We start from the raw sequence: 14,097 nt of genomic DNA, 5'->3' as shown, positions 1-14,097 counted from the left end.
ATCCTGAATCAGTTTCCAGCTCGGGGGAGAGGGGGAGATGGCGCCTGCGGTTCGTGCGGAGACCGGTGCGCTGACCGCGCGCGGTGAGCGCACCCGCAACCGCCTGGTCGCGGCCGGCGAGGAGGTGTTCGGACTGCGTGGGTACCACGACGCGTCCATCGCCGAGATCACCCAGACCGCGCACGTGGCGCAGGGCACGTTCTACCTGTACTTCGACGGCAAGCGCGAGCTGATGCGCGCGGTCGTCGAGGAGCGCGGCCACGAGCTGCGCGAGACTCTGGCGCGCGCCACCGCCGGCGTGACCGGCCGCGTCGCCAAGGAGCAGGCGGGTTTCGCCGCATTCTTCACGTGGATGGCGCGCCATCGCGGCCTCTACCTGATCGTGCGCCAGGCGGAGTACGTTGACGGCCTCGTCTATCGCGGTTGGTACAGGCAGCTGGCCGACGGCTACGCCAAGGCGCTCCGTGTGGCAATCGATGACGGCGAGATCGCCGGTGTCGACGATGTCGAGACGCTGGCCTACGCGCTGATGGGGATCGGCGACTTCGTGGGACTGCGCTGGCTGGTCATCGAACGGCGAAAGGCGGTGCCCGCGCATGCGCTGGCCACGATCGCGCAGGTGGTGGAACGGGCTCTCGGTACCGGGGTGGATCGGCGGTGAGCTTCTCGCTGACTCCCGAGCAGCAGCTGCTCAAGAAGACCGCTGCGGACTTCGTCGAACGCGAGGTGATCCCTCATCGGGCGCAGTGGGATCGCATCGAGGCGGTGGACCGCGCGATCGTGGGCAAGCTGGCGGCGCTGGGCTTCCTCGGCGTCACCATCCCCGAGCAGTTCGGCGGCGCACCGCTCGACCACCGCGGCTATTGCCTGCTCATGGAGGAGCTGGGCCGCGGCGACTCGTCGGTACGCGGGATCGTCAGCGTCAGCCTCGGCCTGTTCGGCAAGACCGTGTACGCCGAGGGCAACGATGAGCAGCGTTCCGAGTGGCTGCCGGGGATCTGCTCAGGCGAGCATCTCGGCTGCTTCGCGCTCACCGAACCAGGAGTCGGTAGCGACGCCGGAAGCCTGGTGACGCGTGCGCAGCGCGACGGCGACGACTGGCTGCTCAGCGGCGAGAAGATCTTCATCACCAACGGAGGCTGGGCCGACCTTGCGCTGGTCTTCGCACGCAGCGGCGGCGAGGGACCGCGGGGGATCACCGCGTTCGTGGTGCCCACCGACTCGGAGGGATTCAGCGCCGCCGAGATCAAGGGCAAGCTCGGCCTGCGCGGCCAGGCCACCGCGTCATTGCGGCTCGACGCGGTCCGGGTGCCGGATCGCAATCGACTCGGTGAGGAGGGGCGCGGTTTCAAGGTGGCCATGGCGGCCCTCAGCCGCGGCCGGATGAGCCTCGCGGCGGGGTGCGTCGGCGTGTCGCGCGGATGCCTCGAGGCAGCCGTGTCCTACGCACAGGAGCGCGAGCAGTTCGGCAAGCCGCTGGCGGCTCATCAGCTGGTGCAGGAGATGATCGCGGACATCGCCGTCGAGACCGACGCGGCCCGCGCGCTCACCTGGCTGGTCGCCGACCTCGCCGACACGGGCGAGCGCATCGACCTGGCGGCGAGCAAGGCGAAGTACTTCGCGAGTGAGACTGCGGTGCGCTCCGCCAACCGCGCCCTGCAGGTGTTCGGCGGCTACGGTTACATCGACGAGTACCCAGTTGGCAAGTACCTGCGCGACGCCAGGGTCACCACCCTGTACGAGGGCACAAGCCAGATCCAGAAGCTGATCATCGGCCAGGCGCTGACCGGCGTGAGCGCCTTCGCCTGATGGAGGCGGGCGCGGCGTTATTCGCCGCGGCGGTGCGCACGCCGATGGGTCGTGCCGCAGGCCAGCTCGCCTCGATCCGGCCGGACGACCTTGCCGCCGACGTCATCAAGGCGCTGCTCCACCGCGTGCCCGCGCTGGATCCGGCGCGCGTCGACGAGGTGGTGTGGGGCGCCGCCAACCAGGCCGGCGAGGACAACCGCAACCTCGCGCGCATGGCCGCACTGCTGGCGGGTCTGCCGGTCGAGGTTCCGGGGGCAACCGTCAACCGGCTGTGCGGCAGCGGACTCGAGGCGGTCGCAGCCGCGGCGAGGTTGGTCGCGCTTGGGGAGGCCGACGTCGTCATCGCGGGTGGCTCGGAAAGTATGAGTCGCGCCCCGTTCGTGGTCCCGCGCCCCGACCGGGCGTTCCCGCGCGCCATGGAGATGGTCGACACCCGCCTCGGCTGGCGGCTGGTCAACCCGAGGATGGCGGAGATGTATCCGCCGATCAGCCTCGGCGAGACCGCAGAGGAGGTGGCGGATCGCTACCACGTCAGCCGCGAGGAGCAGGACGAATTCGCCGCCAGGAGCCACCGCAAAGCGCACGCCGCCCAGGTCGCGGGCAGCTTCGATGCCGAGATGGTTCCGCTGACGCTGCCCTCCGGCAGGGTGATCGACAGTGACGAGGGGGTCCGGCCCGATGCCTCAGTGGAGACGCTGGCCGCGCTGGCCCCGGTATTTCGCAATGAGGGGACCGTCACCGCCGGAAATTCGTCGCCGCTCAACGATGGCGCGGCCGCCGTCCTCGTGATGTCGGAGCGCGCGGCCGGCGAGCTCGGGCTGACGCCGCTCGGTCGGTACGTGACCACCGGGACGGCCGGGGTTCATCCCGACGTCATGGGCATCGGGCCCGTTCCAGCCACGCGCAAGGCGCTGGCTCGCGCGGGATGGACGTTGGCCGACGTCGACCTGGCGGAGGTCAACGAGGCGTTCGCCTCGCAGTCGGTGGCTGTGGTGCGCGAGCTCGGCCTCGACGAGGGTTGCGTCAACGTCAACGGCGGCGCCATCGCGATCGGACACCCGCTGGGCTGCTCCGGTGCGCGGCTGGTGACCACGCTTCTCCACGCCATGCCGGCGCACCGCGCTCAGCGCGGGCTGGCGACCATGTGCGTTGGCGTCGGTCAGGGCATCAGCATGCTGGTGGAGGCCGTCTGACCTCTTCAGGCCAGGAAGCGGCTCACCAGGTCGGCAACGCAGCAGGGCTTGTCGCCACCCTCGCGCTCGATCTCCACGTGGGTCACGATCTGGATGCCGCCGGGCACGTCGTCGACGCTGTCGAGGCGTCCGCGCGCGCGCACCCGCGAACCGCTCGGCAGCGGGGCGGGGAATCGGACCCGGTTGGCGCCGTAGTTGATGGCCATGCCCACGCCGCGGACGTCGTAGATCTCATGCAGCAGCGTCGGCGTCAGGGACAGCGTCAGGAAGCCATGCGCGATGGTGGTCCCGAACGGGCCGGCGGCGGCGCGCTCGGCGTCGATGTGGATCCACTGATGGTCACCGGTGGCGTCGGCGAACGCATCGATCTGCTGCTGGCTGACGACATGCCAGTCGCTGACACCGAGATCGGTGTCGGCGGCGGCGCGGACATCCTCGAGGGATTCGAACACGCGCATCTCAGCGGGCACCTCCGTTGACGTACAGCGTCTGGCCGCTGACGTACGACGCGTCATCGCTGGCCAGGAACGCGATGACCGAGGCGATCTCCTCCGGCCGGGCCACGCGTCGCAAGGGCGTGTGCTCCGCCACCGCCTTCTGGTGATCCTCGGGGCTCATGCCGACGCGCTCTGCCGTCGCCGCGGTCATGGCGGTGGCGACGTAGCCGGGGGCGACGGCATTGACGGTGACGTTGAACGGGCCGAGCTCGATAGCCAGCGTGGCCGTCAGGCCCTGGATGCCCGCTTTCGCGGCGGAGTAGTTGGCCTGGCCACGGTTGCCCAGAGCAGAGCGGCTACTGAGGTTGACGATGCGGCCGTACTTGGCAGGAACCATGTGCCGCTGGGCAGCACGGCACATCAGGAACACACCGGTAAGGTTCACCTGCAGGACGGTCGTCCACTCGTCGTCGTCCATCTTGAAGAGCATGTTGTCGCGCGTGATTCCGGCATTGTTGACGAGCACGTCGAGGTGGCCATGCCGGTTGGCGACATCGGCGACCGCGTCATCGACGCTCTGCGCAGAGGACACGTCGCACGCCAACCCGAACGCGCTTCCGCCGGCTGCCGCAATCGTCTCCGCTGTGCTGCTGGCGCCGTCGCCGTTGCGGTCGAGAACGGCCACCGTCGCCCCCTCCTCGGCCAGGCGCCGCGCGGTGGCGGCGCCGATGCCCTGGGCCGCGCCGGTGACGATGGCCACGCGGTCGGTGAAGCGGCCCGCCCACGGTCCCTGGTTCTCGGTCATGTCCCCTCTCCCTCGAAAATGATGAGGGTGCGCGCGCCCCGGCCCTCGATCATCTCGGCGAAGGCGGGCTCGACATCGTCGAGCGCCACCCGCCGGCTGATCAGCGTACCGAGGTCGAGGCGGCCCGCGCGGACGTGGTCGAGAAGCACCGGGATGTCAACGGCGGGATCGGCGTTTCCGTACATGCAGCCGCGCAGCGTGCGCGCGAAGTGAGCCACCTCCAGCGCGTTGAAGGAGAGGGTGTCGGTCCTGGCGCCGAGGCCGACGATGGTGGCCTGGCCGCCTCGCCTGGTGATCGACCAGGCGGTGCGGATGGTCTGCGCACGACCGACGCACTCGATGGCGTGGTCGACCCCACGGCCGCCGGTCAGCGCGCGGATTCTCTTGCCCAGGTCGTCGCCGGGCTCGAGGACGTCGGTGGCCCCGAGGCGCCGCGCCAGCTCCGCCTTCTCGGGCCCGGCGTCGACGGCGATGATCGGGTCTGCGCGCGCGAGTCGCGCGCCCTGCACAGCACAGAGGCCGACGCCGCCCAGGCCGATGACTGCGACGGATTCGCCCCGCTGCACAGCCGCCGCGTGCAGCACCGCACCGACGCCCGTCAGCACGGCGCACCCCAGCAACGCGGCCTCGACGAGGTCGACGTCGCCGGGGACGGAGATGCATGCCGACTCCGCGACCACCGTCTCGGTAGCAAACGCCGCCACCCCGAGCGCGCCGAAGAGCGGGCTGCCGTCGTCGAGCTGCGCGTACGGTACCGCGGCGACCTCGCCGGACCGCGCACACAGGTACGGCTCGCCGTGCGCGCACCACCAGCACTGCCGGCAGGGGGGTGCCCAGTTGAGAAGCACCGCATCGCCAGCGCGCACGCTGGACACCCCGTCGCCCACGCTCACCACACGGCCGGCGCCTTCGTGGCCGAGAACGGCGGGCACCTGCTGAGCCAGGGTGCCCCGCGCCAGCGAGAGGTCCGAGTGGCACACACCCGTGGCGGCCATGCGCACGCGCACCCGCCCCGGACCCGGCTCGGGGAGCCTGATCTCCTCGATGCGCAACGGAGCGCCGGCCTCGCGCAGCACCGCCGCGCGGACAGTCACGGCAGCTGCACCGACTTGACGAGGAGGAACTCCTCGAGGCCGTGGCGACCCAGCTCGCGCCCGTTCCCCGATTGCCTGTAGCCGCCGAACGGGGCGCTCGGGTTGAAGCGCGCGCCGTTGATGTCGACCTGGCCGGTGCGAAGCCGTCGAGCCACCGCGACGGCGTGATCAACGTCGGCCGACCACACGGCCCCGGCAAGCCCGTACTGGGTGGAGTTGGCGATGCGCACCGCGTCCTCCTCATCCGCGCAGCGGATGATCGACAGCACCGGGCCGAAGATCTCCTCCTGGGCGATGGTGGCGTCGGCGGCGACGTCGGCAAACACCGTCGGAGCAACGTAGTAGCCGCGCTCGGGGAGCCCTGTCCCCTCTCGACCGCCGCACACCAGCCGCGCACCCTCGGCCGCGCCACGGTCGACGTAGCTGAGGACACGCTCGCGCTGCCCGGCAGTGGCGAGAGGGCCGAGTCGAGTCGCCGGGTCGGTGGGGTCGCCGACCGTGTACGCAGCCGCGGTCTCCGCGGCCAGGCTCACCACCTCGTCGTAGCGCGACGCCGGCGCCAGCATCCGCGTCCACGCCGTGCACGTCTGCCCGGAGTTGAGGAAACAGTTGGCCACGCCGACCTTGACGGCGACGGTGATGTCGGCATCGTCGAGGATCACGTTCGCCGACTTGCCGCCGAGCTCGAGCGCAACCCGTTTGACGGTCGCCGAGGCGAGCTCGCTGACGCGCCGCCCCGCGCGCGTCGAGCCTGTGAAGGACACCATGTCGACGTCGGGGTGCGACGCCAGGGCCTCACCGACGACAGCACCGGTGCCCGACACCAGGTTGTAGACGCCCGCGGGAAGACCGATGCTCTCGGCGATCTCAGCGAGGATGTGCGTGCTCAGCGGGGCGACCTCGCTGGGCTTGTGCACCACCGTGCAGCCGGCGAGCAGCGCCGGGGCGAGCTTGGCGATGGTCTGGTGCAGCGGGTAGTTCCACGGCGTGATCGCTGCCACGACACCCACGGGCTCGTGCATCACCATCGAGTTGCCCACCGTCTCCGTAGCGCCGATGGTCCCGGCCAGGTCCAGGTACGAGGCGAGCACCTGCAGAGGGAGGCCGGTCTGCACGTTGGTCGCCACCTTGAGGGGAGCGCCCATCTCGGCGGTGATCGTCTCCGCCAGCTCCGCCTGCCGTGCGGCCATACCGTCGCGCAGCGCGGCGAGGAAACGGGTTCGTTCTGCGACCGGCAGGGCCGACCATGCAGGGAACGCGAGGCGCGCGGCGCGCACCGCCGCGTCGACGTCTTCGGTGGTGCCGTCGGGGACGGCCGCGACCTCCTCTTCGGTGGCCGGGTTGACCACCGCTATCGAGCGGTTCCCTGTGGACGCGATCCATTCGCCGCCCACGTACAGCAGGTCACCTCGACGCACGCCGTCCTCCTCAGTTGTGCGTGCGACAGTATCCGACGCGTCCTGGCAGCCGGCTGCGGCGCCGGTCAGGACTTGGTGGCGAGCTCCTCGCAACGGCGTTCCCACAGGGAGAGCCGTTGGCGGAATCGCCTGGCCTCGGCGTCGAGGATGACCTTGTCCGTCTTGCCGACCTCCTCGCGCCCGGGGGCGGAGATGGTGCCCAGCGCATGTCCGGTGTCGCGCAGCAGCGTCTCCTTGAAGGCGAGCAGCTCGCGGTACACGCCGAGCCACATCTGAGCGTCGTCCAGGTAGGGGGTGTCGATGTCCTCGCCGGGCAGTGGATGGGCCACCATGGCGAGCTTGGCCGCCTCCTCGTAATGGGAGAAACGGTGGGCGTGGTGCTCCTTCAGGTCATCGCCGGTGGGCGGGGAACCTCCGCCCTCGACGTCCGTGTCGTGCACCGCCATCCTCCTCGCCGCACAGGTCCACAGCCGCAGCCGGCGGCTGGTCAGTATCGTCCGTATGAACTGCCAAGGTCCAGCGCGCGGGTAGAGTCACCGGTTCGTGGAAGCATCCGGTCGAGTGGTGGTCGTCACCGGGGGCGGCAGCGGCATCGGAGCAGCCCTGTGCCGTGCATTTGCAGCCGGCGGCGCACGGGCGGTGGTGGTGGCCGACGTCAACGGGGACGCGGCGGCAGCGGTGGGCGTGGAGGTCGGCGGGGATGCGGTCTCCACCGACGTGACCCGCGAAGCCGATGTTGTCGAGCTGGTGCGACGCACCGTCGACGCACATGGTCGCATCGACATCTACTGCTCCAACGCCGGGATCGCCGTCGGGGGCGGGATGGAGGCAGCGGACGAGGATTGGCAGCGCAGCTGGAACGTGCACGTCATGGCCCACGTCTACGCGGCGCGTGCCGTCATCCCCGCGATGGTGGATCGCGGCGAGGGGTGCTTCCTCGGCACGGCATCAGCTGCCGCATTGCTCAACCACATCGCATCGGCTCCCTACGCGGCCACCAAGGCCGCCACGCTCTCCGTGCTCGAATGGCTGGCGATCACGTACGGCCCGCGCGGTGTCCAGGTGGCGGCGCTCTGCCCGCAGGGGGTGAAGACCCCCATGCTGGCCGCGGCCGGCGAGCGAGACTTCCTGGCCGACGGGGCGCTCGAGCCGCAGGCCGTGGCCGGCGCCGTCCTCGAGGGGCTGCGGGATGAGCGCTTCCTGATCCTTCCGCACCCTGAGGTGAGGGAGTACTTCGCACGCAAGGCCTCGGACTACGACCGCTGGCTGCGCGGCATGCAGAGGCTTCGCGACCACGTCCTTCCCGGCTGAGCGGGGTGCCACTGCGCAGCGGGCGGTACACCCTCGGTCCTGAGCACGGCACCCTGCTGGTGATCACCGGCCGCGAGGGTGGCGCGGCTGGGATGGGTCCCGACCTGACCCTCATGGTCGAGGTGGCCATCGACGTACTGTTGTGAAGTGCGACTGAGCCAGGTTCTGACGTGACGGAGCGACTGGCTACCGTGACGACGGTCGTCGACAGCCGACCCGCCCTCGTCGAGCAGTGGGTCGCCACCGAGCTCGGCAACAGCAGCTACGTGGTCGTCGACCGAAACTCCGGTGACGCCGCGGTCATCGACCCGCTGTGCGACGTCGACCGCTACCTCGCCGCCGCTCGCGCGTCCGGCTGGCGCGTCGCCGCAAGCCTGGACACCCACGTGCACAACGACTTCGTGTCGGGCGGTCCCACCCTGCGCGCGGCCACCGGCTGCGTCTTCGCCGTCCCCGACAGCAGCGGCATCGCCGGCGTCGACCGCACGCTCCGCGGTGGTGACGAGCTGGCCGTGGGCTCGATGTCTTTGCGCGCGATCCATTCCCCGGGCCACACGCCCGAACACCTCAGCTATCTCCTGGTGGACGCCGACGGCACCCCGCTGGCGCTGTTCTCCGGCGGTGCGCTCATGGTCGGCACGATGGCGCGCCCCGACCTGCTCGGCCCGAGCTGGACGTACGCGCTCTCGCGCATGGGTCGCGAGACTTTGCAGCAGCTCCTCACGCTTCCGGACGCGCTGTCAGTACTGCCCACCCACGGCGGCGGCTCGTTCTGCGGTTCGGCGACCTCGAACGCGCGGGTCACCACCGTTGGTGCAGAGAGACGGGACAACCCGCTGGCGCAGGCGCGCGACCTCGCTCACTTCCTGGCGATCCACGCCAAGCAGGGGCGGTACCCCGCGTACTACGCGCGCATGGCACCGATCAACCGCGCGGCTGAGCCGGGCGCGGCCGCCGTCACCACGTCACAGCTGTCTGTGGCGGCGTTCGACGACGCGGTCGCCGGCGGTGCCATCGCGGTCGACTGCCGGGCGTACGCCGATTTCGACGCCGCCCACGTCCCCGGGTCGCTGAACGTGCCCGGCGACGGGCCCTTCTCGGCATGGGTGGGTTGGGTGGTCGACATCGGCACGCCCGTGGCGCTGGTCGCCGCGTCGGAGCCGGCAGCAGAGGAGGCCACCCGGCAGCTGCGTCGCATCGGCTTCCACGACCTGCGCGGCTGGCTCGACGCGCACGACTGGATCGCCGACGGTCGCGCCACAGCAACCGTGGTCCGCTGCACGATGGGAGACCTCGCCGAACGAATCCTCGACGGTGAGCATGTCACCGTCATCGACGTGCGCCAGGAGAACGAGTGGGCGCAAGGGCATCTCCCCGGCGCGGTCCATGCCCTCGCCCCGGACCTTCCCGGGATCGCCGCCCGGCTTGACCGCCGGGAGCCGGTGGCCGTGCACTGCGCCACCGGCTATCGGTCAGCGCTCGGCGTCTCCATGCTCCTGCGCGAGGGGATCGACGACGTCTGGCACGTGAGCGAGGGCGTCGAGGCATGGTCGGCCCTGGGCTACCCACTGGTCACCTCCGCCTGATCGGCCTCAGCGGATTCCTGTCGCGGCCGCGAGCAGCAGGCTGGAGACGCTGACCACCACCCACAGGAGCGCGCCCAGCAGCAGCGGCCGCGGCCCGGTCGTGCGCACCCCGCGCAGGTCCGTCGACAGGCCAATCGCGGTCAGCGCCACCGTGATCAGGAAGATGGCGACGGCGCCGAAGGCGTTGCGCAGACCCGCTGACGGCGGCACCACGCTCACCAGCGCGCTCAGGGCGACGAAGGCAACCAGGAACCAGGGGATCAGGCGGGTCACCCCGGGCATGCGCACGCGCTTGCCGTCGCGGCGCCGCCCCCGCCATACGGCGAGGCCGATGCAGATGGGGATGATGACGAGCGTGCGCGTCAGCTTGACAACGACGGCATGCTGTCCGGCCTCGGCGCCGAACACCGAGCCGGCGGCGACCACCGAGGAGGTGTCGTTGATCGCCGTGCCGGCGAACAGTCCGAATGCCTGTTGCGACATCCCCAGCGCATGGCCCAGCAACGGGAAGAGCACCACCGCGACCGCGTTGAAGACGAACACCGTGGACAGGGCGTATGTGACGTCCACGGCGGCCGCGTCGATGATCGGCGTCACCGCTGCGATCGCGCTCGCCCCACAGATGGCCGTCCCGACACCCACGAGGGTGCGGAGGTTCGAGCGCACCGCGAGGAACCGGCCGATCAGCCCTGCCGCCACAAGGCAGATCGCCAGGGTTCCCAGCAGCACGGGGAGCGACTGGGAACCGGCGGCGACGGCCTGGCCGAGCGTCAGCTGCAGCCCGAGGCCGGCCACGGCGACCTGCAACACCTGGTGGCTGCAGAAGCTGATGCCGGGGGAGAGCCGCCTCGCCGGGCGGACGGTGAGGGCCAGGAGAACGCCGAGCACCAGGCCGACCACCGGGGCCCCGATCAGGGGCACCACGCGAGCCAACCCCGTGGCGACGGCTGCACCCAGCACGCACAGCAGGACGCCGAGAATCGCGCCCCCGCTCAGCCGACCTCGTGGCGACAGCCGTTGTGGCACCGTGGCAGCCTAACCGCCAGACCTCCGGATGGCGTTCACATCCGGTTCACATGTCGGCGCGATGCTGATGGTCGTATCAACGGGCGTCACAAGGAGATCGCCATGTACTTCCGTCCAGCCAGAACGCTGTTCGGCCTGATCGCGGTGGGCGGCGCCGTCGTCGTGGGTGTCACCACCCACGACGCGGGCTTCACCGCACTCACCTTCGTCGGCGGCCTCATGCTGCCGCGCATCCTCGGCTTCCGTGGGCGTCACGGTCTCGGGTGCGGCGGCAGGGGCCGTGATCACGGGCTCGGTCGTCTCGACCAGCGCATGCAGTCCTGGCACCGCCAGGCCCACGGGGACACCGGCGCCGGCCAGCCGCCGGCGCCGAGCGCAGCGGGCGCTTGATCCGGAGCGACCGGGATCGCCGTCGCGGTCCCGGTCGACATGCTCGTGCACGGCTACGATGACGGCTCTGTGAGGACCGTCCTGGTCGTCGACGACGAGCCCGAGATCGTGCGCATCCTCCGCGATTACCTGGAGCGCGCCGGCTTCGCCGTCGTCACCGCCTCCGACGGCGAGGCCGCGGTGGCGATGGCGCGCCGCCATCGGCCGGACATCGTGCTTCTCGACCTCACGCTCCCGTTCCTCGACGGCCTCGACGTGGCCCGCGCACTGCGCCGGGACGCCGAGGTGCCGATCATCATGCTGAGCGCCCGCACCGAGGAGACCGATCGGATCGTCGGGCTCGAGCTCGGCGCTGACGACTACGTCGCCAAGCCCTTCAGCCCGCGTGAGGTGGTGGCGCGCGTGCGCGCGGTGCTGCGCCGCGCCGACGCGACGCATCTGCACGGCGATGTGGTCAGGGTAGGCGAATCGATCGAGCTGGATGTCCCGAGAATGGAGACATCCGTTGACGGGCACCGCGTCGAGCTGACCGCCACCGAGTTCCAGCTGCTCCTGCACATGGCCCGCCAGCCCGGACGGGTGTTCACCCGCGCGCAGCTTCTCGACGCCGTCCACGGCGTCGCCGTGGAGTCGTACGAGCGCGCCATCGATGCGCACGTGAAGAACATCCGGCGCAAGATCGAGCGGGATCCGCACGCCCCGCGCCGCCTGCAGACGGTCTTCGGGGTCGGCTACCGCCTTGCCGAGAGCCCTTGAACCGGCACTCGGGAGGCGGGCGCTGGTGGCGGGAGGGCGGTGGGCCCTCGCGGCCGCCGTGGTGGCCCCAGGACCGGCCGTGGCCGCCGCGGGACGGAGAGGACTGGCGCCGTCACGGCCGCCACATGGCGCGGCGGGTGGGTTGCGCTGCAGGGCTGTTGCTGCTGTTTCTCGGCGCCGCGGGCACCGCCTTGATCTGGCTGCTGCTCAGCGCCACCGGGGCGGTGGGGTCGGCGCCGGTGGGCCGCGTCATCTCCGCGGTGGGCCTGCTCCTCGGCGTCGTCGCGGTGATCGCGGCGGGTGTGGCGTTGCGCCGGCTCACCGCCCCGGCGGAGCGGCTGGTCGATGCGGCGCGCCGGATCGAGGCCGGCGACTACTCCGCGCGGGTCCCCGTCCGTGGGCCGAGTGAGCTGCGCTCATTGGCGCGTGCCTTCAACGCCATGACCGGCCGGCTCGAGTCGGACGAGGCGCGGCGGCGCTCGGTGATCGCCGACGTCGCTCACGAGCTGCGCACGCCGATCACGGTGATCCGTGGCCAGGCGGAGGGGATCATCGACGGCGTCTACCCAGGCGACGCCGACCACATGCGCCCGGTCCTGACTGCGACCAGGACCCTCGAGGTCCTCGTCGACGACCTGCGCACGCTGGCGCTGGCGGAGACCGGCAGCCTGCGCCTCAACCGCGAGCCCGTCGAGGTCGCCATCCTCATCGACGAGACCTTCGTGGCGTTCGCGGACGCCGCCGGCACAGGGAAGGTCCGGCTGGTGGCGACGGTCGAGCCTCCGGGGCTCACCGTGGACGTCGACACAGTGCGAATGCGCAGCGCGCTTGCCAACTTGGTCGGCAACGCGCTACGGCACGAGCATCCCGGCGGCGAGGTGCGCGTCGAGGCGCGGCACCTTCCCGGTGCCGTGGAGGTGGTGGTGAGAGACGACGGCGAGGGCATCCCCGCCGAGTTGCTGCCGCGGGTGTTCGATCGTTTCGTGAAGGGCCTGAGCTCGCCCGGCTCAGGCTTGGGGTTGGCGATCGTGCGCGACATCGTGGAAGCACACGGGGGCACAGTCTCGGTGCGCAGCATCCCAGGCGCGGGCACCGAGCTGCACCTGACGCTTCCGTCCTCTGACGGAGGCTGACGGCCTCGGCCAGCTGCTGTACGCCGCCTGTGGCGGCACCTGATACCCGTTATCCGCCGGCGTCGCCCCATAATTCCGGGCCGTGAGATCGAGGCACGGCAACATGTACGGGCCGGACGCCACCTTCGCCGGCGTCCCCCGCGCCGACCTCGACGATCTGTCGAGCCTTCGGGCGGCGCGAGTGGTAATCATCGGCGCTCCCTTTGACGGCGGCACCAGCCACCGGCCGGGCTGCCGGCTCGGCCCGCAGGCGATCAGGTTCACCGATTACCTCGCCCACGACGGCTCCCGGCCGCACCTGGCGCTGCGCGTCGACCCGCTCGTGGAGCTCGGGGTGGTCGACGTCGGCGACGTGCTCATGCCCTCTGGGGACACCGAGACGTCACTGCAGCGCCTCGAGGAGGCGGTGGAGCGCATCGCCCGCGGCGGCGCGATCCCGGTTGTGCTCGGTGGCGACCATACGATCGCGCTCCCCGACGTCACCGGGACCGCCAGGGCAGTCGGTTGGGGGCGGGTGTCGGTCATTCATTTCGACGCCCACGCCGACACCGGCGACACCCAATTCGGGTCGCTGCTGGGGCACGGCACGCCGATGCGCCGCCTCATCGAATCCGGTGCGGTCCGTGGTGACCGCTTCGTGCAGCTCGGTCTGCGCGGTTACTGGCCGGACCCGGCAATCCTCGACTGGATGGCGGACCACGGGATGCGCAGCTTCGAGATGACCGAGATCGTTGCTCGTGGGCTCGACACTTGCGTCGACGAAGCCATCACCTTGGCGCTGGACGACTGTGACGCCGTGTTCCTCTCCGTCGACGTGGACGTGGTGGATCCGGGGATGGCTCCCGGGACCGGCACCCCTGAGCCCGGCGGGCTGACCAGCCGCGAGCTCCTCGACGCGGTGCGCCGCATCGCCATGCAGGTGCCTCTAGCGGGGATGGACGTTGTGGAGGTCTCGCCCCCATACGACCAGTCAGAGGTGACCGCCTACCTGGGGAATCGCATCGTCCTCGAGGCGCTCTCCGGAACGTGCTGGCGTCGTCGGCAACTGGCCGGCGAGAGCGTGCATCGCCCCGAACAGCCCCTCCTTTCCCGTCCGTCGTCTGTTCGGTGAAGTCGCCGGGGGGATGGCGCAGCTCCGT

At 70.9% G+C, this 14,097-nt stretch carries 16 protein-coding genes; 10 read left to right on the top strand and 6 right to left on the bottom strand.

Translation table 11 applies throughout. The features are described from left to right. Positions 1-37: 37 nt before the first annotated feature. The 3 genes from JF886_RS07975 to JF886_RS07965 are packed head-to-tail and all read left to right on the top strand — an operon-like array spanning position 38 to position 3,002. Positions 38-661, top strand: coding sequence for a TetR/AcrR family transcriptional regulator (locus JF886_RS07975; protein WP_337311285.1), 624 nt, complete (start codon positions 38-40; stop codon positions 659-661). Beyond that, positions 658-1,809 carry an acyl-CoA dehydrogenase family protein gene (locus JF886_RS07970; protein WP_337311283.1) on the top strand — a complete coding sequence of 384 codons (1,152 nt, stop codon included), beginning with the start codon at positions 658-660 and terminating at the stop codon, positions 1,807-1,809. The genes JF886_RS07975 and JF886_RS07970 overlap by 4 nt, the downstream gene beginning before the upstream one ends. After that, a complete protein-coding gene (locus JF886_RS07965; RefSeq protein ID WP_337311281.1) occupies positions 1,809-3,002 on the top strand; it encodes a thiolase family protein in 1,194 nt (397 codons plus the stop codon). Before JF886_RS07970 ends, JF886_RS07965 begins: the two co-directional genes overlap by 1 nt. A 5-nt stretch (positions 3,003-3,007) precedes the next feature. On the opposite strand, the gene JF886_RS07960 is transcribed toward JF886_RS07965, so the two are convergent. The 5 genes from JF886_RS07960 to JF886_RS07940 form a co-directional block, all read right to left on the bottom strand. After that, positions 3,008-3,460, bottom strand: coding sequence for a MaoC family dehydratase (locus JF886_RS07960; protein WP_337311279.1), 453 nt, complete (start codon positions 3,458-3,460; stop codon positions 3,008-3,010). 1 nt (position 3,461) lies between these two features. After that, complete coding sequence (fabG, locus tag JF886_RS07955) at positions 3,462-4,244, bottom strand: 3-oxoacyl-ACP reductase FabG (protein WP_337311277.1); 783 nt, start codon at positions 4,242-4,244, stop codon at positions 3,462-3,464. Beyond that, the gene (locus JF886_RS07950) at positions 4,241-5,338 is read right to left on the bottom strand and encodes a Zn-dependent alcohol dehydrogenase (protein ID WP_337311275.1); all 1,098 of its coding nucleotides are present in this window, start codon (positions 5,336-5,338) and stop codon (positions 4,241-4,243) included. Before JF886_RS07950 ends, fabG begins: the two co-directional genes overlap by 4 nt. Next, complete coding sequence (locus tag JF886_RS07945; protein WP_337311274.1) at positions 5,335-6,756, bottom strand: aldehyde dehydrogenase family protein; 1,422 nt, start codon at positions 6,754-6,756, stop codon at positions 5,335-5,337. The genes JF886_RS07950 and JF886_RS07945 overlap by 4 nt, the downstream gene beginning before the upstream one ends. Before the next feature lie 65 nt (positions 6,757-6,821). After that, complete coding sequence (locus JF886_RS07940; protein ID WP_337311272.1) at positions 6,822-7,196, bottom strand: hypothetical protein; 375 nt, start codon at positions 7,194-7,196, stop codon at positions 6,822-6,824. A 103-nt stretch (positions 7,197-7,299) separates the two neighbouring features. Here JF886_RS07940 and JF886_RS07935 point away from each other — a divergent pair, with 103 nt between their 5' ends. From JF886_RS07935 to JF886_RS07925, 3 genes are read left to right on the top strand one after another with little or no spacing between them, the layout of a single operon-like run. Further along, a complete protein-coding gene (locus JF886_RS07935) occupies positions 7,300-8,067 on the top strand; it encodes an SDR family oxidoreductase (RefSeq protein ID WP_337311270.1) in 768 nt (255 codons plus the stop codon). Positions 8,068-8,072: 5 nt separating this feature from the next. Beyond that, on the top strand, positions 8,073-8,213 hold the full coding sequence (locus JF886_RS07930) for a hypothetical protein (protein WP_337311268.1): 141 nt from the start codon (positions 8,073-8,075) through the stop codon (positions 8,211-8,213). Positions 8,214-8,258: 45 nt separating this feature from the next. Beyond that, a complete protein-coding gene (locus JF886_RS07925; protein ID WP_337311266.1) occupies positions 8,259-9,653 on the top strand; it encodes an MBL fold metallo-hydrolase in 1,395 nt (464 codons plus the stop codon). 6 nt (positions 9,654-9,659) lie between these two features. Here JF886_RS07925 and JF886_RS07920 read toward each other — a convergent pair whose 3' ends face one another. Then, positions 9,660-10,679, bottom strand: coding sequence for a YeiH family protein (locus tag JF886_RS07920; RefSeq protein WP_337311263.1), 1,020 nt, complete (start codon positions 10,677-10,679; stop codon positions 9,660-9,662). Positions 10,680-10,781: 102 nt separating this feature from the next. Between JF886_RS07920 and JF886_RS07915 the strand changes: the two genes are divergently transcribed. The 4 genes from JF886_RS07915 to speB all read left to right on the top strand — a co-directional run bounded on the left by JF886_RS07915 (position 10,782) and on the right by speB (position 14,069). After that, entirely contained in the window at positions 10,782-11,069 is a 288-nt protein-coding gene (locus JF886_RS07915; protein ID WP_337311261.1) for a hypothetical protein, read from the top strand. 69 nt (positions 11,070-11,138) lie between these two features. Continuing rightward, the gene (locus tag JF886_RS07910; protein ID WP_337311258.1) at positions 11,139-11,825 is read left to right on the top strand and encodes a response regulator; all 687 of its coding nucleotides are present in this window, start codon (positions 11,139-11,141) and stop codon (positions 11,823-11,825) included. 158 nt (positions 11,826-11,983) lie between these two features. Next, positions 11,984-12,958, top strand: a complete 975-nt coding sequence (locus JF886_RS07905; RefSeq protein WP_337311256.1) for a sensor histidine kinase — start codon at positions 11,984-11,986, stop codon at positions 12,956-12,958. 103 nt (positions 12,959-13,061) lie between these two features. Then, the gene (gene speB, locus JF886_RS07900; protein WP_337311326.1) at positions 13,062-14,069 is read left to right on the top strand and encodes an agmatinase; all 1,008 of its coding nucleotides are present in this window, start codon (positions 13,062-13,064) and stop codon (positions 14,067-14,069) included. Positions 14,070-14,097: the final 28 nt, after the last annotated feature.

It is taken from the genome of Candidatus Aeolococcus gillhamiae (assembly GCF_016464765.1).
Taxonomy (GTDB): domain Bacteria; phylum Chloroflexota; class Dormibacteria; order Aeolococcales; family Aeolococcaceae; genus Aeolococcus; species Aeolococcus gillhamiae.
Note: the sequence above shows the minus strand (reverse complement) of the source record. Positions and strands in the feature narration are given on the sequence as shown.